Raw genomic sequence first — 19,066 nt, forward strand, 5'->3', positions numbered from 1 at the left:
CTTTAACAGAAGCGCAATATTTGTGCCAAACTACTGATAATGGGTAAGAACTTAACAAAACGAAGCGAAGACTATTCGAAATGGTATAACGAACTGGTGGTAAAGGCAGATCTTGCTGAAAACTCGGGCGTAAGGGGATGTATGGTGATTAAACCCTATGGCTTTGCCATATGGGAAAAGATGCAGGCGGAACTGGACCGTATGTTCAAGGAAACGGGGCATCAGAACGCTTATTTTCCTCTTTTCATACCGAAGTCATATCTGAGCAAGGAGGCCGCCCACGTAGAAGGTTTTGCCAAGGAATGTGCGGTGGTAACTCATTATCGCCTCAAGAATGCAGAGGACGGAAGCGGAGTGATCGTAGATCCGGATGCCAAACTGGAAGAAGAACTTATTGTTCGCCCGACTTCCGAAACGATTATCTGGGATACCTATCGGAAATGGATACAGTCTTATCGCGATTTACCCCTGTTGATAAACCAATGGGCCAACGTAGTGCGGTGGGAAATGCGTACACGACTGTTTTTGCGTACGGCAGAATTTTTATGGCAGGAAGGGCATACGGCCCATGCTACCCGGAAAGAAGCTGTGGCGGAAGCAGAACAAATGATGCATATCTATGCGGATTTTGCCGAAAACTTTATGGCAATGCCCGTAATTAAAGGGGTGAAGTCGGAGAGCGAGCGTTTCGCCGGGGCAATAGAGACCTATTGTATCGAAGCATTGATGCAGGATGGCAAGGCGTTACAGGCCGGAACGTCACATTTCCTGGGACAGAATTTTGCCAAAGCGTTTGATGTGAAATTTGCCAATAAAGAAGGAAAACAGGACTACGTTTGGGCTACTTCCTGGGGGGTATCTACACGTCTTATGGGGGCCCTGGTCATGACACATAGCGATGATAACGGTCTTGTGTTACCTCCTAAACTTGCGCCTATACAGGTCGTAATCGTACCTATATATAAGGGAGAAGAACAGTTGGATGCCATTTCGGAAAAGGTAGAACCTCTTGTTCGCGAATTACGTGGTAAAGGAATTTCGGTAAAGTACGATAACCGGGATACCTATAAGCCCGGATGGAAATTTAACGAATACGAACTGAAGGGAGTGCCTGTTCGCCTGGCTATTGGTCAGCGCGATATGGAGAACGGTACTTTTGAAGTGGCGCGTCGGGATACCCTGGAAAAAGAGATAGTTAAGGAAGGGGATGTGGTAGCCAGAATAGAAGAGCTGCTCGAAGATATTCAGCAATGCATATACCGAAAGGCTCTCAATCACCGGGCAACACATATTACCGAAGTCAACTCTTTCGAAGAATTCAAGGAAGTACTGGAAAGCAAGGGAGGGTTTCTCTCTGCGCATTGGGACGGTACTGCGGAAACGGAAGATACGATCAAAGAACTGACCAAGGCAACAATCCGTTGTATTCCGCTGGATGCAAAAGAAGAGGACGGAACGTGTATTTATAGTGGTAAACCTTCCAAAAGAAGAGTGTTGTTTGCTAAAGCATATTAACAGATGGAAGAGGCATACCTGTCCGGGTATGCCTCTTTTCAATTACTTTGCTGCAATGTCTATTTATCCACAGCATTGACGGTCTCGCCTTTGACATGCTTAGAACGGATCTTGAATTTTCGACGTTTGGGGCGTAATTTTCCGTAAGATCCCATGATTATTTTACCTCTTTTCGTCTTTTTGTCTCCTTTTCCCATTTTTTAATCATTTGGTTAAACTTTGCCACAAGTTACTAAATTATGATTAAACGACTAAATATAAGGAGGTTTCCCTTGTTCCGATCTGCTACCGGATAGAATTTATAAATTCCGGAATATGGTCTTTTCCCTTGTCATTCAGGAACTTTATGAATGCGGAACCGATAATTGCCCCTTTTGCCAGTTTGGTGGCAGCCCGGAATGTCTCTTCATTGCTGATACCAAAGCCTACGATCTGCGGATTTTTTAACCGGAGGTCGTGAATGCGTTCGAAATACTGCTTCTGGATATCCCCGAAAGTATTCTTTGCCCCGGTTACACTCGCGGAACTCACCATATAAATAAAGCCATCCGAAACCGAATCGATAAAACGAATGCGTTCATCCGGAGTTTGTGGGGTAATGAGGAATATATTGGCCAGGCCATACTTTTCAAACAAGCCTTTGTATTCTTCTTCATAGATGTCTACCGGAAGATCGGGAATGATCAGTCCGTCTATCCCTATTTCCGCGCATCTTGAACAGAAATTTTCTACCCCGTATTGCATTATAGGATTGAAGTATCCCATGATAATAAGAGGAATGTGAACGGTTTCACGAATGCCTTCCAGTTGTTCGAAAAGCCTGGCTGTGGTCATACCGTTTTTCAAGGCTTTGGCAGAGCTTTCCTGTATTGTGGGGCCGTCGGCAAGCGGATCGCTGAAAGGAAGGCCTATTTCTATCATGTCTACTCCGCTTTCCTGAAGATTTTTTATAATGGGGACGGTATCTTCAACACCGGGATAACCCGCCGTAAAATATATGGACAGGACTTTGTTATCTTCCCGTAGTTTTTGATGTATCCTGTTTGTCATCATGTTTTTTTCTGATTAGTTATCTATACTTTTTTTAACGGGACTTATAACCCGAAATGGTCTATATAAGTATTGAGATCTTTGTCTCCTCTTCCGGACAGGGCTACCACCACCACATCGTCCTTCCCGAATTTGGTGTTTTCGAAAATGGCAAGGGCGTGACTGGATTCTATGGCAGGGATAATACCTTCCAGTTTGCATAATTCCATTCCGGCTTTCATGGCCTCATCGTCGGTAATGGATTTAAAGGTTGCTCTTCCCGAAGTGTAGAGGTGCGAATGCATGGGCCCTACGCCCGGATAGTCCAGTCCGGCGGAAATAGAGTAGGGCTCGGTAATTTGCCCGTCATCGGTCTGCATAAGCAGGGTTTTGCACCCGTGAATAATTCCTTTGTGCCCTAAAACGGAGGTTGCGGCACTTTCGCCGGAATCGATACCTTTACCAGCAGCTTCCACAGCAATAATACCTACTTCTTTTTCATCCAGAAAATGATAAAAAGTACCGGCAGCATTACTGCCACCTCCTATGCAGGCTACGACATAATCCGGATTTTCCCGTCCTTCTTTTTCCTTTAGCTGTGTTCTGATCTCTTCGGAAATAATACTTTGAAAACGGGTTACCATATCCGGGTATGGATGCGGGCCTATGGCCGATCCTATGATATAATGTGTGTCTACCGGGTTGTTTATCCAGTCGCGGATAGCTTCGTTGGTCGCATCTTTCAGGGTACGGCTTCCGGAAAGTGCGGGGCGTACTTCGGCCCCGAGCATTTTCATACGGGCTACATTCGGTGCCTGGCGCGCGATGTCTATTTCGCCCATATACACTATACATTCCATGCCAGTAAGGGCGCATACCGTAGCTGTTGCCACCCCGTGTTGCCCGGCCCCGGTCTCTGCAATGATCCTGGTTTTGCCGAGACGTCTGGCCATTAATATCTGGCCTATGGTATTGTTGATCTTATGAGCTCCCGTGTGATTGAGGTCTTCCCGTTTCAGGTATATCCTGGTGCCATATTTTTCGGACATCCGTTTGGCGAAGTAAAGGGGGGAAGGACGCCCTACGTAATCTTTCAGAAGCTGGTTAAACTCTTCCTTAAATGAAGGATCACTCATTATTTCCAGGTACTTTTGGCGGAGTTGTTCCACATTCGGGTAAAGCATTTCCGGGATAAATGCCCCGCCGAATTCACCATAATAGCCCCTCTCGCTTACATGATAAGAGCCCGAACCTGCAGTTCCCCCGATGGGAGAAGAAGTTTTTACTGGTGTTGACATAGTATTTTCGATTTAAATTCTTTTAATTTTTCCGTGTTTTTGAATCCGGGTTCCGTTTCAAATCTGCTGTTTACGTCAATAGCATAACATAGGGAAGATACCCTACGATATTCCTGATTATTGAGGAAATCCAGGACTTTATCCGCTTCTTCCGGACCTATTCCGCCACTGAGAAAATATGGTTTTCCGGACGGATAATCTTTAAGAAGCCTCCAGTCAAAGGTATATCCGTTACCTCCCGGCTGTTTTCCCTTGGTGTCGAAAAGGAAATAATCTGCCGTGTTCTCAAAAGGAAGGAGTTGTCCGAAATCAAATTCGTCCTTTACGGAAAACACTTTGATGATTTCCATACCGGGTAAAGCATGCCGGAGTTCCTCGCAAAATTCTGCAGGTTCTCCGCCGTGTAATTGCACTGCCTGTAAATGGTGTTGATTAACTTTTTCGATAATTTCCGCAACGGAAGAGTTTACAAACACCCCGGTTTTTCGTATGTCTGCCGGAAGATCCGGTATTTCCCCTTTAAAATACCTGGGAGATTTATCATAAAAGATAAACCCCAGGTAATCGGGATGCAGGGTTGCAACCGCCCGGATATTTTCCGGGTGTTTCATGCCGCAGACCTTTAGTTTCGGAATGCCATAACCGGTATGTTGAAGGTTTTCTGTCATTTAGTTTTTCAGTTTTCCGATAAATGCTTCCGCACTTTGTCCCGGGTTTTCGGTTTTCATAAAGTTTTCCCCTACCAGAAAACCTTTGTACCCATATTTTTGCAGGTCTTTAATCGTTTCCGGGTCGCTGATACCGCTCTCGGATACTTTTACAAAATCGTCCGGGATTATGGTGGAGAGTTGTTTGCTGATATCGATACTTACTTCAAAGGTTTTCAGGTTCCGGTTATTCACACCGAGCATATCCAGGCTGGGCATGAGCGACTTGTGCAACTCTTCTTCATTATGTACTTCGAGGAGAACATCCAGGTTCAGGTTTTTGGCAAATTCGGCCAGGTTTTTTATTTCATTCCGTGATAATACTGCTGCAATGAGGAGTATTACATCCGCCCCGTGTGCTTTGGCTTCGAGAAGCTGATATTCGTCAATGATGAATTCCTTACGGAGCAGGGGGAACTGTGTTACGGCCCTGGCTTGTAATAAATCCTCCAGAGAACCCCCGAAATACTTGCCATCAGTGAGTACCGACATACCACAGGCACCTGCCTTTTCATATCCGCGGGCCACATCGGCAACACTCAGGCTTTGATTAATGACAGACCGGGAAGGGGAACGTCTTTTATGTTCGGCTATAATACCCGTGTTACTGTTTTTCAGACTGTATGCCAGGGAAACTGTATTGCGATCAAAGAGTGCGGAAGATTCCAGTTGGGAAACCGGAACAACACTTTTTTTAAGCGCTACCTCTTTGCGTTTGTCGGCTATTATTTTGTCTAAAATGTTAGACATGTGATTGTGTTTTAGATGTTAATTAATATTTTTTGGACGATGACCGATGACGGAGGACCGATGTTCGGTACTTCGTTATCTTAAGCTGTTTTTATAGGCGATTAATTTGTTCATCAAGGAAAATGACTGTGTATAAAATCTTTCGAATTCATTCACCCGGATGTAATTTCTCCTCCTGGCTTTGTGTAAGCAAGTCACTACTTCAGCCAGGGAACGTATAGCATATCCGATGAATCTTTTCTGTTCCGGATTCGATTGTGCAATACTTCCTTCTGAGATATTCAATGCAATAGAATCTGCTGCCCGGCATGATTGTGATGTGAGGTTGAAGGTTTCCCTGGAAGGAAAACTTTCAGAAAGTAATTGTATATTTTCTCCCAGATCCATAGCTTCTTGCCAGACAATTAATTTTTCGAATTTAAACTTAGCTTCCATTTTTTATGTAGTGTATTGGTTCGTTTAAATTAATTTTGCACCCGTCACCCGTCACCCGTCACCCGTCACCCGTCACCCGTCACCGACTGATCTCCTGTAATTTCTTAAGAGCGTTTAGTGCTTTACCGGAGGACAGGCTTTCTTTGGCTATTTCAAATCCTTCTTTCGGTTGCAGGTTATTTACGGTGGCGATGGCCATTCCCGCATTGGCACATACGACATTGTTCTGGGCTTCCGTGCCTTTTCCGCTTATGACATTCATGAAAATGGCAGCGGAGTCTTCTATGGTTTCCCCCCCCTTGATAGCTTCCGGGGCCAATAGTTCCGTGCCGAAATCGGCCGGGATCAGCATTTGTTCCGATTGGTTGCGAATGGCTTTTGCCGGACCGGTAAGGGACAGTTCGTCATAGCCGTCGAGGGCATAGAGTATGGTATAATTTTTATCTGTATTCTGGTAAAGATATCCGTACATACGGGCCAGTTCCAGGTTAAAAACACCAACCATCTGGTTTTTGGGGAAGGCGGGATTTACCATTGGCCCCAGCATATTGAAAAAAGTCTTTACCGCAAGTTCTTTCCGGATAGGGCCAACATTTTTCATGGCAGGGTGGAACAGGGGAGCATGTAATACACATATGTTTGCTTCCCCGATAGACCGTTTCAGGAAGTCCGGGTCATTGGAAAATTTAATGCCCAGAAACTCCATCACATTGCTGGAGCCACATTTGGAGGAGACCCCGTAGTTACCGTGTTTTGTAACGGGGATCCCGGCACCTGCGGTTATAAATGATGCCAGCGTGGAAATATTGAAAGTGTCTTTACCATCACCTCCGGTACCACAGAGGTCAATAGCTTCGTAACCGTTAAGATCAACCGCAATACAAAGGTTGAGAAGAGCATCGCGGAAACCTTCCAGTTCTTCAACGGTAATACTCCGCATCATATATACGGTTAGGAAAGCAGCGATCTGGCTGGTGTTATACGATCCTTTGGAGATATTGACCAGTACGTTCCTGGCCTCCTCCTTGGAAATGGTTTCGTGGTTTATAAGCCTGTTGAGTATTTCTTTCATCTTGAAAGTTTTTTGGTTGAGGTGTACAGCTGTACACTTTTACCTGTTAGTTAGGGAAGCAAAGCTTCTTTTTATGGGGTTGGTTTCAACCAGTTTTTGAGTATTCTTTTTCCGTCCGGGGTAAGTACCGATTCAGGGTGGTACTGTACGCCTTTTACGTCATATTCCCGGTGGCGAAGAGACATTACCTGTCCGTTTTCATCAAAGGATGTGGCTTCGAGTGATTCGGGAAGTTCGGGGTCTACGACCCAGGAGTGGTAACGACCCACTTCAATTTCCTGTTCCAGGCCTTCGAAGAGCGGCTCGTCCTTAACGGTTATTTTTACCTTAGTAGCCACACCGTGATATACTTTGTTCAGGTTGATGATTTTTCCGCCGAACACTTCGCCTATGGCTTGTTGTCCGAGACATACACCCAGGATGCTTTTGGTAGGGGCGTATTTTTTAATGATAGCCTTTAAAAGTCCGGCTTCATCAGGAATACCGGGGCCTGGAGAGAGCAGTATTTTGTCAAATGGTTCCGCTTCTTCCAGTTCGAGCTGGTCGTTTCGCTTTACGGTTACTTGGCCGCCGAGGTCTTCCAGATAATGCACGAGGTTATACGTAAAGCTGTCGTAATTATCTATAACCAGTATTTTTTGTGTTTTCATCGGTTTTGTATTCTTGTTAATAGGTCCGGGTTAAATACTTTCGGCCAGGTCCATGGCTTTGTTCAGTGCTCCGAGTTTGTTATACACTTCCTGTAACTCATTTTCGGCAATGGATTCGGATACCACCCCGGCACCGGCCTGGTAATGCAACCGATGGTTCTTACTCAAAAAAGTTCGTATCATTATGGCATGGTTGAAATTCCCTTCAAAATCCATAAAACCTATAGCGCCCCCGTAAAAGTTTCGGTTGCAGTTCTCATACTTGTCTATGAGTTGCATGGCCATGTGTTTGGGTGCCCCGCTGAGGGTTCCTGCCGGAAAGGTGTCGGCAACTACCTGCATGGTCGATGCGTGTTCGTGTAATTTCCCGGTGACTTTGGATACCAGGTGAATTACATGAGAAAAGAACTGTACTTCACGGTATGTTTCTACCCGGACTTCATGGCCATGCCTGCTGAGGTCGTTCCTCGCCAGGTCGACGAGCATAACGTGTTCTGCATTTTCTTTGGCATCTTCGGCAAGTTGTTTGGCCAAAACGGTATCCTGTTCGTCATTTCCGGTACGGCGGAAAGTACCGGCTATGGGGTGAATTTCCGCTTTTCTGTTCTTTACCACCAGTTGGGCCTCGGGAGAGGAGCCGAATATTTTAAAGTTTCCGTAGTCAAAGAAAAAGAGGTAGGGAGATGGGTTTATACTTCGGAGTGCACGATATACGTTGAATTCATCGCCTTTAAATTCCTGGGAGAATCTTTTGGACAATACCAGTTGAAATACATCTCCCCTGTAGCAATGCTTTTTGGCATATTCCACACTTTTTTTATATTCCTCATCCGTGAGGTTGGAAACTGCGTCGTTTACTTTGGTAAAATGGTAAGTGGCAAAATTTTTGGATTGCAGTAATTGTTCTATTTCCGGGATATTATTGGTGCCATCGGTACTGTGACAGAAGATATAGGCTTCGTTTTTGAAGTGGTTGATGGCAATAATATTTTGGTATACGGCATAATAAATATCCGGAATGTCCAGCGTTTCCTTCTTTTCTGATATCTCAATATCCTCAAAGTACCGGACACCATCATAGGCAATATAGCCGAATAAGCCTTTGTTGATGAATTTAAAACCGTTGTCTTTGGATTTAAAAGCCCTGGCGAAATTATGTATGGCCAGGGGCACATCGGTGCTCTGCTCTATGGGGGTTTGCGTTGAAGTTCCGTCCGGATATGATTCCGTGATAGTCCCTTTTTTTATCTCGATGCTAGCAATAGGATTGCAGCATATATAGGAAAAGCTGTTGTTGTTCGCATGATAATCGCTGCTTTCCAGCAACAGGCTGCCGGGATACCTGTCGCGTATTTTAAGGTAGACGCTTACCGGGGTTATGGTGTCTGCGAGTATCTGTTTGTAATTTGTGGTCAGATGTATCATTATATTTTGAAATTAAAAGGTCCGGAAAACAAAAAAGGCCTGTCGTGATTGACAAGCCTTTTGTATTTTGATTTTAAAAATACTTTATAGGGGTCTAGCTCACGACGTTTTGACGTAAGTTGCTCCACCACCAAGTATTGTTTAAAATAATATGCATTTCTCTTTTATCTGGATACAAATATAGAAAGGAAAATGAAAATTACAAGTTGTAAAATGCTTTTATAACATTTTTTTTGCGTATCCTTAAAAAAGGCCCCTTTCTGTAAAAGGAGCCCGGATTCTGAATTATAGCTATTTTTTCCCGATCCGATTAGAAATTGAGGTCCACGACGAGATCAAATTCGTCGTAGATGGTTTTATCTCCCAGATTCTCAAAGAAGCTTCCGGAGCCATAACGAACATCATATTTGGTCCGGTCTACTTTCAAAGCCCCGGTGGCCTTGTTACCATATACGGAAAGATCAAAGGTAACAGGATGTGTTTTTTCCTTGATAGTAAGATCACCGGTTACTTTATATGCATTTTTTCCCGTGGCCTTTACTTTAGTGATCACCAGGTTGGAAGTAGGGTATTTTTCTACCCCGAAAAAATCATCTGATTTCAGGTGACCATTTAACTTTCCTTGCGAATCCCCTTCGAGGTCTGTACTGGTAAGAGAGGTCATATCCACTACGAATTGTCCCCCGGTCAGTTTATCCCCTTCGAAAACTAAAGAACCTTCTTTCAGATTTATTATCCCTTCGTGAGACCCGGTTACCTTATAACCTTTCCATGTAACTTTACTGGTTGTTACATCTACCTTTTTCTCTTCTTTATCGATGGTAGTAAATGCGGTAGCACCTAGGGCTACAACCAGGGTCAATGCTGCTTTTGCGAATTTGTTTTTCATGTTTTCAGAAATTTGTTTTTTGAATTTGAACTTTGTATTTATGATTATATAGAGGTAAATAATACTTCCGACGGTTTTCTTACTTTGGCGAGATGCTGCATTTCATCCTCCGAAGAACGATAACCTATAGCGGCAATAACTGCGGCATTCAGTCCTTTTTCGGTAAGTCCGAGTATCTTATTGTATCCTTCAGCATCAAATCCTTCCATAGGGCAGGCATCTATTTTAAGCTGTGCGGCGGCAGCCAGAAGATTTCCAAGCGCTATATATGCCTGTTTGGCAGCCCAGGTACTCTTCAAGTCCTGTGGTAATTGCACAACAGTATTGTTGATTACATCACTGAAACCGGAGAGGTTCTCTACAGGAATACTTCTCGTTTTACTGATGTGGTTCATATAAGCCTCGGTATCCTTGGCGGTAACATCAATTTTGTTGGCAAATACAACGAGGTGAGAAGCGTCTGTAATTTGAGGCTGTCCCCAGGAAACCTCTTTTAGTTGTTTCCGGATTTCCGGGTCTTCTATGACAAAAACTTCATAGGGTTGCATGCCATAGGAAGAAGCAGATAAACGGATTACTTCTTTGAGAGTACTGAGGTCTTCGGCAGACACTTTTCTGGAAGGATCAAATTTTTTGGTGGCGTATCTCCAGTTCAATGATTCGATAATAGTATTCATATTAAATTCAATTATATTTGGTTCTATATATATTTAACTGCGTATGGTGTTGAGTACCCGGTTAAGGGTTTCCAATTGTTCTTCATCCAGTTTGCTTATAATCTCTTTTTCCACATTGGCAACAGCAATATTTACCCTTTCCAATAGTGCCATACCGTCTTTGGTTATGTAAATTTCAACCTTTCTCCGGTTTTGAGGGCATTGTATTCTTTCTACAAAACGCTTGTCTATCAGTTTATCTACAATACGGGTGGTATTGCTCATTTTGGCAATCATACGTTCCTGTATGGTGGACAGGTTTGCGGGCCGGCCTTTTTGGCCTTTCAGTATACGTAAAACATTAAATTGAGGTACGGAAATATCAAAAGGTTTGATCGCGTCGGAGATCTTTTTACTTATTTCGTTTGCCGTATAAACCAGGTTTATCACTGTCCTGGTATGGTTTTGCATGTTTTGCGTTTTTATGACCTCTTCAATTTTCATTGTTCATACAACATTTGTAGGTACAAATATAAGTGAGTTTTTTATTCCCGACGAATTTTTATTTGATAAAATTTTGTTAAAACGCTTGTCTCCGGATTGGTTGTTGCTACCTTTATAAAGCACTGTACTGGGGCTAACATATTAATAATTAGTGATCAGGATTATTTGTAATGTGTTTTTATTGATGAATCCCGGAATAGGAGAAATAACTTTCCCTGGTATGGGTTTTACGATCCTCCCGCCGGTTCCGGATAAAAAATTATAGAGATGAAACTATGTATTACCTGTGCGTTTTTTGTAATTTTGGTTTCCTGTAAGACGGACGGAAGTAAGAAAGCTGAAATAGCTGAAGCAGAAACAAATATCCGGGAACTTCCGCCGAAAGATGTGGTTACGGACGGAGACCGGGAAATCGATGTATACGATTTTGCCGGTTTTGAACGGTTTTTGCATCGGCAGGATGACAAAACTTATGTTATTAATTTTTGGGCGACCTGGTGTAAACCCTGCGTTGCAGAATTACCTTATTTCGAACGCCTCCGAAAGGAATATGCGGACAAAAAAGTTGAAGTGGTGCTGGTAAGTTTGGATATGCACGGGACTTTCGAAAAGAAACTACTTCCTTTTGTCAGGGAGAAAAAACTGGAATCAGAGGTGATTGTGCTGGACGATCCTAAACAAAATGACTGGATTTCCAAAGTAAATGAAGAATGGTCGGGTGCTATACCGGCAACGCTTATATATAATAAAACTAACCGGGCATTTTACGAATCGTCTTTGACGTACGAAGATCTGGAAAACAACCTGAAAGCTTTAATTGATACGAAATGAAAACAATCAGAACCTTCTTATTGCTCGCCGTTGTACTGGCAATGAGTTCTTTTTCGGCAGATATTCCTGCCAATGACGATGGTTACCAGATAGGTGACCTCGCTGAGGATTTCAGCCTGAAGAACATAGATGGTAAAATGGTTTCCCTGTCTGATTACCGGGAGGCAAAGGGTTACCTGGTAATATTTACCTGTAATACCTGTCCGTATGCCCAGGCTTACGAGGACAGGATTATTGCCCTGGATAAAAAGTACAAGAAAATGGGTGTTCCTGTTATAGCTATCAATCCGAATAATCCGAAGAAATCCCCAAAGGACAGTTTTGAGGACATGCAGTCGCGCGCTGCGGAAAAGGGGTTTGGTTTTCCGTATTTGCTGGATGAAGGTCAGGAGATTTATCCAAGGTACGGGGCCACCCGGACGCCTCACGTTTTTCTGCTGGAAAAAAAGGAAGAAGGAAATGAAGTGCGTTATATAGGGGCCATAGATGATAATTACCAGGATGTGACTTCCGTAGAGACGCGTTATGTGGAAGATGCGGTGAATGCCATGCTGGGCGGAAAGGAAATAAGGATAACCACCACTAAGGCAATAGGGTGTAGCATTAAATAATCATCACCCCTGTTTGCCGGTTGACAGACCGGTGAAGAAAGGGAGAAAATATCAGGTAAATAATCCGGGACTAGTTGTCCCGGTTTTTTTGTTTTGTGTAATTTTGAAAAAAAGAAGAATACTATGGCAGATTTAATTCAAGAGGAATGGGTGGAGCAACTGGAAAATGATGACAATGCGGTTATCCTGGACGTCCGTACTGAGGAGGAATTCGAGGAAGGATATATTCCCGATGCGGTAAATATTGACATCCGTCAGGGACAAGGTTTTATTGATGAGTTGGAAAAGCTCGATAAATCCAAAACCTACTATGTGTATTGCCGTTCCGGAGCCAGAAGCGCACAGGCCTGTGCTATCATGGGCCAGTTGGGATTTGAAGAAGCCCATAACCTGCTGGGAGGTATCCTGGAATGGGAAGGTGATATTGCAGAATAATGATGTATCCCGCCTTTGCTCTTCGGGAACGGATGGAAAAGGCGGGATATGTTTGATCTTTAACTGTTACCCCAGTCTATTTTCCTGGACACGAACATTACAATGGCGAGTATAAGGAACAACCCCGTACTTCCGACCACGAGTGCGTAATTTTCCAGTTGTATGATAATATATATAAAGGAATAGAGTGCGGTAAGGGAGAGGAATATAAATAAGGGAAAGCTTTTGGACCTCAATATGGAAACGGAGTAAGCCGTGATGAGTGCAATAACGGAAATTCCCGCAACGAGGTAGGCCTTAAAGAAATTACTGTGCTCGGAAATAGAGATCAGCAGGGTATAGAACATGGTGAGGGCAAGTCCTATCATCAGGTACTGGAAAGGGTGTATATTGATCCTGCTCATGGTCTGGATGAGGAAAAAAGCCAGGAAAGTAAGGCAGATAACCATAAAGCCGTACTTGGCAGACCTCTCGCTTTTTTGGTACTCATCAACCGGGATCATAAAGTTTACCCCGAAAGCATACGAATTTAACAGGGGGAGTTGATTAAAGTACTGTTGTGAAAACGGACGATTGATATCCAGTACTTTCCACCGCGCGTCAAAACCGTTCTCATGTACCTTATCGTCGTTGTACGGAAGAAATTCTCCGAAAAAATTTGCTGTTTTCCAATCGGAAGAGACATTTACCGTAGTTTGCTTGCCGGCGGGAATAAAACTTATTTGTTGACTACCTTTAATGTCGAGTTCCATACTGAAACCGACGGCCTTTTCCGTAGGAATATCCTCGATTTTTAACGACGTACTTTCCAGGGTGTTAAGTGTTGACGAGGAAGTTTCGTAGATGTCGTTAGCCGTATACCTGGATTTGAATCCGTAAGCATTGGCCCCGAGCCGGATTTCCACTTTATTGCTGACCCCTTTTTGATTGGACATCCTGAAAATTATCTTTGCTTTGTCCCACAACACGTTTTTTTCATCGACTTCTTTTTCGCTGAAATCCGGTTTGGTGAAAGCGCCGGATATGTTCATGGCACTTTCGTAAACACTGGTCTTGTAGATTCCGTAATATTTTTCTTCCGGATCTACTTTGGCATCGATATTCAGGGTTTCCGGAAAGAAGTAAGCATACTCAACACTTTCTATGGTTTCGGTAAATACTTTTTTTGTGCTTTCGTCGACTACTGTTTTTTCCTGAAAGGTTTTAAAAGGTATTTCCATAACAGGTCCGTAAAACAAAACTTCACCGCCCCATTTTTTACTGATCTCGTTCATGACGTCCTGTTTCCGTTGCGACCTTTCGCGGATCAGGTCTTTGATGAAGGAAAGGGGGATCAGCAAAACAAGTATTAAAAAACCTATCATAAACATTCGTGCGGTAATGGATGTCCTGATCCAGTTTCCGAATCTGCTGGTGTTTTTTTGAGATTGTTCCATAGTTTTATTTGTTTTAAAGTACTTTGAATTTCAAAGTTTGTAGATAAAAAAATTATTCGTTTCTATTAATGAGTTTTTCCAGGGCGTCCAGATGTTTTTGAAAAGCTGCTTTTCCCGAAGAGGTAGCCATATACCTGGTGTTTGGTTTCCGTCCTATGAATTGTTTTCGAATGGTTACATATCCCGCCTGTTCCAGGGCTTTGGTATGGCTGGCCAGGTTTCCGTCCGTGACGTCCAGGAGTTCTTTTAATCCTTTGAAATCTGCGTATTCATTCACCATAAGTACGGACATTATCCCCAGGCGTACACGGTGATCAAAGGCTTTATTTATATCGTCTATAATGCTCAAAACTTATGCCTTATCGTATTTGTAATACATGAGGAGCCCGTATATAATGTGCATCACGCCAAAACCGGCTACCCAGAGCCAGAACCCGTAACCGGGAAACAGAGCGCAAATGAGTCCCAGCAGGATTTCTATATATCCGAGGTACCGGATATCGCCGATACTGTATTTAGATGCATTTACCAGAGCAAGTCCGTAAAAAATAAGCATCAATGCAGCGGTTTGTCCGTATTTCTGTTGATCGAGTATAATGAGTATGTACAGCCCGCCTGCGACCATAGGTATCAGGAAATTAACAATAAGCCTTCGTGATGAGCTGTCCCAGACTTTTTCCCCGTTTTTCTTAGCTTTTCGTGTAGTCAGGAAAATGGCTGTAATAATACTGAAGAAGGCAACAAAAAACAGGTCGAGGAGTATCATCCGGAAAATGTAACCGTCCAGGATGAGATATTGCCTGGCTGAATTGACGACCAGCAAGTAAGCTACGGCAGCACCGATAAGGGCGTATATCCCCGCCAGAATCCCGGACAGTCCGCTGAGTGAAATAAAGCGGGAGGACTTTTGCATCAGGTCCCTGATATCGCTTATGTCTTTTAAGTATTTGTTTGAGTCCACTTTAAAGTACTTTGAAATGCAAAGTTATTATTAAAAACGAAACACGCAACTTTTTTGGATAAAATATGAGATCAGGAGGGTAGTGCTTCAGGGCAAACGCATCGTATGCAGAAAGCTTGGGTTTGAAGATACGTTTGTCCTGTACAGTGCTTCTTGGTGTTTGGTGCAATTATCTCAATTTTATATATTTATTCGTTTTTTCGACAAAGAACTTTATTAATCAATCATCCTTTTTCACCTATATGAAAGAAGACTTTTTGCATTACCTGTGGAAATTTCAGAAGTTTCGAGGAGAAGAGCTTTACACATCTGCTCGCGAGAAGGTGGAGGTGCTGGCGTCTGGACAGCACAACAATTTATCCGGGCCAGATTTTTTCAATGCGAAGCTTCGTATAGACGGCCAAGTATGGGCCGGGAACGTGGAGGTTCACATTAAATCTTCCGATTGGTACGTGCATCACCATGAAAAGGATATGGCTTACGATAATGTAATACTTCATGTAGTATGGGAAGATGATATGCCTGTTTTCCGCAATGATAATTCTGTGATTCCTGCTGTGGAATTGAAGCATCTCGTACCCGAAAGGGTTTATAAAAATTATGAGACTCTCTTAAAAAAAGGGCATAACTTTATTAATTGTGAAAGGGAAATCGGTGAAGTGGACCGTTTTTTACGGGATAACTACCTGGAGAGGCTGTTCTTTGAACGATTGGAACAAAAGTCCCTTGCCGTTTTCAGGGACCTGGAAGATTCTAAAAATGACTGGGAAGCTGTCTTTTTCCGAAACCTGATGAAAAATTTCGGACTCAAGGTTAACGGGGATTCCTTCCGGAGTATAGCCGATTCGGTGAGTTATAGTGTTGTCCGCAAAGTCCAGGGAAACCTGTTACAGCTGGAAGCTCTCCTTTTTGGTCAGGCAGGTCTGCTGGAAGAGAACGAAGCGCCCGATTCTTACATGAAAGCGTTAAAAAAGGAATACGTTTACCTGAAAAGGAAATTTGATCTTTCACGTACAGGAGTGATCAGTCCCCGTTTTCACAGGCTGCGACCGGCGAACTTCCCGACCCTGCGATTATCCCAACTGGCCAATTTGTATTTTACGAGGAAAACACTGTTCGCTTCCGCGATGGAGGCGGGTACTATATCTGATTTCTTCGATCTGTTTAACGGCAAGGCCTCCGGGTACTGGGAAAATCATTATACCTTCGGGAAAATCTCCGGAAAACGGGCAAAATCCCTCACCGGAAGTTTTACAGACCTGTTGTTGATAAACACCGTAATTCCCGTTAAGTTCTGTTATGCACGCCATGTGGGGAAAGATGTCAATGCGGCGATACTCGATATAGCGGCCAACCTGAAACCGGAAAAGAACAGAATCACGGATAAATATGTCTCACTGGGAGTGAAGCCGGAAAATGCGAGGGATAGCCAGGCTTTGCTACAGTTATACAATACCTATTGTTCGGAAAATCGTTGCGTGGAGTGTACAATAGGTCATCAACTACTGAAACGTTAGGGGATGGAGTTGGAGTATTTCAAGGTGTATTTTTAATAATTGTTTATCTTAGCGTCCGTGAAAACACTGAACAACATCCGGTATTTTTTTGAAAAGCACGGTTTCGCCGTATCCTCCCGTCTTGCCGACAGGCTTGGCATGAAGGCAAAAAACGTGCGATTGTTTTTTATATATGTCTCCTTTGCCACCTTCGGTATATGGTTTGCAGTTTATCTTACCCTGGCTTTTGTGCTTAAACTTAAGGATATGGTATATACCAAACGGACTTCTGTCTTTGATCTTTAGTACAATGCCTTATCATTTTCTTTTAGAAGAAATGTTTTAACTGTTTTTCCGCTTTTTTAATAATTGAAATATGAAATCGAATACAAAACTTGATTTAGACCCTTTTTTTTTGGATATTGCTCCCTTTTAACGAATTACCCTTTATTTCATAAATTTGAAATAATTTTTTATAATACGTACTTAAGGATTTACACTAACTCTAATCTAAAATTTAAATATGCATTTTATGAGAAATAAATTTCTCTCTCTTCTCTTAACATTAACTTCTTTTACAGTATTTTCACAAGAACTAACCTTAAAAGAAACCCTGGAAAATCCTTCGAAGGTCATCAATGATGCCCGGATAAAGATCCAGGTGGAAGGAGGTCAGGAGCCGTACACATATAAGTGGAGCAACCCGTCTACCCCATTAAAGTCCGACACGGCATCAGGACTGACGGAGGGAATTCCGTATACGGTAACGGTCACAGATGCAAACGGACTGTCTGTCTCCAAAAAGTATGAAGTACCCGCACAGTCCATAACAGAAATTTTTAACGGAACCACGCAGCCTATAGTAGATGCAATTGGTTCCGTTTTGTTTTGGGATCCTTTTGCAGCTATAGGGATGTACGACCCGGTAATGTACGATGACAACGGTATGCCGCTTTTATACCCAAATGGTGATCCGCGTACGATCTCCGTACCTTTTATTGTGATATGGCTTATTATAGGAGGACTATTCTTTACACTTCGTATGAAGTTCATCAATATCCGTGGTTTTAAACACGCTATACAACTGGCCCGGGGTCATTATGATGAATCCGAGGCTCCCGGACAGGTGACGCATTTCCAGGCATTGGCAACTGCGGTTTCAGGTACGGTTGGTCTGGGAAATATTGCTGGGGTAGCTATAGCTATCGCAGTGGGAGGTCCTGGGGCTACCTTTTGGATGATACTTGCCGGGTTCTTGGGAATGTCTTCTAAATTCGTGGAATGCTCCCTGGGTGTAAAGTACAGGGAGATCCATACCGACGGTAGGGTTTTCGGTGGTCCGATGAGTTACCTGGTCAAAGGGCTGAAAGCTCGTGGAAAAGAAAAATTCGGAAAAGTACTGGCCGTGGTTTTTGCGGTATTATGTATAGGTGCTTCTTTCGGTTCCGGAAACATGTTCCAATCCAACCAGGCCTTCGATCAGTTACAGGGACAGTTCCCGGTCCTTGAAGGCAATGGCTTCTGGTTTGGCGTTATTATGGCCATACTGGTAGGTGCGGTAATCCTGGGAGGAATAAAAAGTATAGCCAAGGTAACGGAAAAGATTGTGCCTTTCATGGCATCTGTTTATGTCTTTTTTGCCTTGGTTGTTATATTTATGCACATCAGTCATATTGGCAGCGCCTTTATGGAGATATTTGAGGGAGCTTTTGATCCCGGAGCGTTAAAAGGCGGTATTATAGGAGTGCTCATACAAGGGTTCCGCCGCGGAACATTCTCTAATGAGGCCGGTGTAGGCTCTGCCGCCATAGCACACTCCGTTGCCAAAACAAAACACCCGGTCTCCGAAGGTTTTGTCGCCCTGCTCGAACCTTTTATCGATACGATAGTGGTTTGTACGCTTACCGCTCTTGTACTGATATTTACAGGAGTTTATCAAGGTGCGGAAGGTCTTGGTGGAGCACAGTTAACGTCCGCAGCCTTTGGTAGTGTAATAAGCTGGTTCCCCTACGTACTGGCCCTGGCCGTATTTCTTTTTGCCTTTTCTACAGCTATCTCATGGTCTTACTACGGTATGCGTGCCGCAACATTTCTTTTCGGAAAAAGTAAAAGAGTAGAGTTTGTATACAAGATATTATTTCTAATGTTTGTAGTTTTGGGCGCTTCCATTAGTTTGGGTGCTGTTCTTGAATTTTCGGACATGATGCTCCTGGCCATGGCATTGCCAAATATTATTGGATTGTACATTATGTCCGGTGAAGTCCGTGCGGACCTGAAAGAATATGTGCGTAAGCTGAATGCCAATGAACTTTTCAAAAAACCGCAGCCGGTGAAGGCAGCTAAGAAGGAGAGCTAATTATTATTGT

The 19,066-nt window shown here is 43.4% G+C and carries 22 protein-coding genes; 7 read left to right on the forward strand and 15 right to left on the reverse strand.

Annotated features, from left to right (window positions below; all coding sequences use genetic code 11):
* Positions 1–39 precede the first annotated feature (39 nt).
* Entirely contained in the window at positions 40–1,515 is a 1,476-nt protein-coding gene (gene proS, locus ACVBDY_RS14580; protein ID WP_447176200.1) for a proline--tRNA ligase, read from the forward strand.
* A gap of 59 nt (positions 1,516–1,574) precedes the next feature.
* Here proS and ACVBDY_RS14585 read toward each other — a convergent pair whose 3' ends face one another.
* The 12 genes from ACVBDY_RS14585 to ACVBDY_RS14640 all read right to left on the reverse strand — a co-directional run bounded on the left by ACVBDY_RS14585 (position 1,575) and on the right by ACVBDY_RS14640 (position 10,897).
* Positions 1,575–1,712 carry a 30S ribosomal protein THX gene (locus ACVBDY_RS14585; protein ID WP_447176201.1) on the reverse strand — a complete coding sequence of 46 codons (138 nt, stop codon included), beginning with the start codon at positions 1,710–1,712 and terminating at the stop codon, positions 1,575–1,577.
* Positions 1,713–1,800: 88 nt separating this feature from the next.
* A complete protein-coding gene (trpA, locus tag ACVBDY_RS14590) occupies positions 1,801–2,568 on the reverse strand; it encodes a tryptophan synthase subunit alpha (protein ID WP_447176202.1) in 768 nt (255 codons plus the stop codon).
* Between the two features lie 41 nt (positions 2,569–2,609).
* Positions 2,610–3,842 (reverse strand): tryptophan synthase subunit beta, encoded by a 1,233-nt coding sequence (gene trpB, locus ACVBDY_RS14595; RefSeq protein WP_447176203.1) that lies wholly within the window; start codon positions 3,840–3,842, stop codon positions 2,610–2,612.
* On the reverse strand, positions 3,827–4,510 hold the full coding sequence (locus ACVBDY_RS14600; RefSeq protein ID WP_447176204.1) for a phosphoribosylanthranilate isomerase: 684 nt from the start codon (positions 4,508–4,510) through the stop codon (positions 3,827–3,829). The genes trpB and ACVBDY_RS14600 overlap by 16 nt, the downstream gene beginning before the upstream one ends.
* Positions 4,511–5,299, reverse strand: a complete 789-nt coding sequence (trpC, locus tag ACVBDY_RS14605) for an indole-3-glycerol phosphate synthase TrpC (protein ID WP_447176205.1) — start codon at positions 5,297–5,299, stop codon at positions 4,511–4,513.
* Between the two features lie 75 nt (positions 5,300–5,374).
* The gene (locus tag ACVBDY_RS14610; protein ID WP_447176206.1) at positions 5,375–5,734 is read right to left on the reverse strand and encodes a four helix bundle protein; all 360 of its coding nucleotides are present in this window, start codon (positions 5,732–5,734) and stop codon (positions 5,375–5,377) included.
* 79 nt (positions 5,735–5,813) lie between these two features.
* A complete protein-coding gene (trpD, locus tag ACVBDY_RS14615; RefSeq protein ID WP_447176207.1) occupies positions 5,814–6,806 on the reverse strand; it encodes an anthranilate phosphoribosyltransferase in 993 nt (330 codons plus the stop codon).
* A 71-nt stretch (positions 6,807–6,877) separates the two neighbouring features.
* Entirely contained in the window at positions 6,878–7,456 is a 579-nt protein-coding gene (locus ACVBDY_RS14620) for an anthranilate synthase component II (RefSeq protein ID WP_447176208.1), read from the reverse strand.
* 30 nt (positions 7,457–7,486) lie between these two features.
* Complete coding sequence (locus tag ACVBDY_RS14625; RefSeq protein WP_447176209.1) at positions 7,487–8,881, reverse strand: anthranilate synthase component I family protein; 1,395 nt, start codon at positions 8,879–8,881, stop codon at positions 7,487–7,489.
* Positions 8,882–9,191: 310 nt separating this feature from the next.
* A complete protein-coding gene (locus ACVBDY_RS14630; protein ID WP_447176210.1) occupies positions 9,192–9,770 on the reverse strand; it encodes a YceI family protein in 579 nt (192 codons plus the stop codon).
* Positions 9,771–9,814: 44 nt separating this feature from the next.
* Positions 9,815–10,447 (reverse strand): NAD(P)H-dependent oxidoreductase, encoded by a 633-nt coding sequence (locus ACVBDY_RS14635; RefSeq protein WP_447176211.1) that lies wholly within the window; start codon positions 10,445–10,447, stop codon positions 9,815–9,817.
* A 33-nt stretch (positions 10,448–10,480) separates the two neighbouring features.
* Positions 10,481–10,897: a MarR family winged helix-turn-helix transcriptional regulator gene (locus ACVBDY_RS14640; protein ID WP_447176212.1), complete on the reverse strand. Its 417-nt coding sequence runs from the start codon at positions 10,895–10,897 to the stop codon at positions 10,481–10,483.
* Positions 10,898–11,197: 300 nt separating this feature from the next.
* Between ACVBDY_RS14640 and ACVBDY_RS14645 the strand changes: the two genes are divergently transcribed.
* From ACVBDY_RS14645 to ACVBDY_RS14655, 3 genes are all read left to right on the forward strand, one after another.
* Positions 11,198–11,761, forward strand: coding sequence for a TlpA family protein disulfide reductase (locus ACVBDY_RS14645; RefSeq protein WP_447176213.1), 564 nt, complete (start codon positions 11,198–11,200; stop codon positions 11,759–11,761).
* A complete protein-coding gene (locus tag ACVBDY_RS14650; protein WP_447176214.1) occupies positions 11,758–12,372 on the forward strand; it encodes a thioredoxin family protein in 615 nt (204 codons plus the stop codon). Before ACVBDY_RS14645 ends, ACVBDY_RS14650 begins: the two co-directional genes overlap by 4 nt.
* Before the next feature lie 123 nt (positions 12,373–12,495).
* Positions 12,496–12,807, forward strand: coding sequence for a rhodanese-like domain-containing protein (locus tag ACVBDY_RS14655; protein WP_447176215.1), 312 nt, complete (start codon positions 12,496–12,498; stop codon positions 12,805–12,807).
* A gap of 59 nt (positions 12,808–12,866) precedes the next feature.
* Here the strand turns inward: ACVBDY_RS14655 and creD are convergent, their stop codons facing one another.
* Genes creD through ACVBDY_RS14670 form a run of 3 tightly spaced genes read right to left on the reverse strand, consistent with a single transcriptional unit; the run spans position 12,867 to position 15,204 of the window.
* Positions 12,867–14,243 carry a cell envelope integrity protein CreD gene (creD, locus tag ACVBDY_RS14660; protein WP_447176216.1) on the reverse strand — a complete coding sequence of 459 codons (1,377 nt, stop codon included), beginning with the start codon at positions 14,241–14,243 and terminating at the stop codon, positions 12,867–12,869.
* 52 nt (positions 14,244–14,295) lie between these two features.
* Positions 14,296–14,592, reverse strand: a complete 297-nt coding sequence (locus ACVBDY_RS14665; RefSeq protein WP_447176217.1) for a winged helix-turn-helix domain-containing protein — start codon at positions 14,590–14,592, stop codon at positions 14,296–14,298.
* A gap of 3 nt (positions 14,593–14,595) precedes the next feature.
* Positions 14,596–15,204: a hypothetical protein gene (locus tag ACVBDY_RS14670; RefSeq protein WP_447176218.1), complete on the reverse strand. Its 609-nt coding sequence runs from the start codon at positions 15,202–15,204 to the stop codon at positions 14,596–14,598.
* Between the two features lie 242 nt (positions 15,205–15,446).
* Here ACVBDY_RS14670 and ACVBDY_RS14675 point away from each other — a divergent pair, with 242 nt between their 5' ends.
* The 3 genes from ACVBDY_RS14675 to ACVBDY_RS14685 all read left to right on the forward strand — a co-directional run bounded on the left by ACVBDY_RS14675 (position 15,447) and on the right by ACVBDY_RS14685 (position 19,056).
* On the forward strand, positions 15,447–16,721 hold the full coding sequence (locus tag ACVBDY_RS14675; RefSeq protein ID WP_447176219.1) for a DUF2851 family protein: 1,275 nt from the start codon (positions 15,447–15,449) through the stop codon (positions 16,719–16,721).
* 57 nt (positions 16,722–16,778) lie between these two features.
* Entirely contained in the window at positions 16,779–17,006 is a 228-nt protein-coding gene (locus ACVBDY_RS14680; protein ID WP_123216352.1) for a PspC domain-containing protein, read from the forward strand.
* 226 nt (positions 17,007–17,232) lie between these two features.
* Positions 17,233–19,056, forward strand: a complete 1,824-nt coding sequence (locus ACVBDY_RS14685; protein WP_447176220.1) for an amino acid carrier protein — start codon at positions 17,233–17,235, stop codon at positions 19,054–19,056.
* The last annotated feature ends 10 nt before the right edge of the window (positions 19,057–19,066 follow it).

The sequence above is a fragment of the Sinomicrobium halophytocola genome (genome assembly GCF_052983395.1).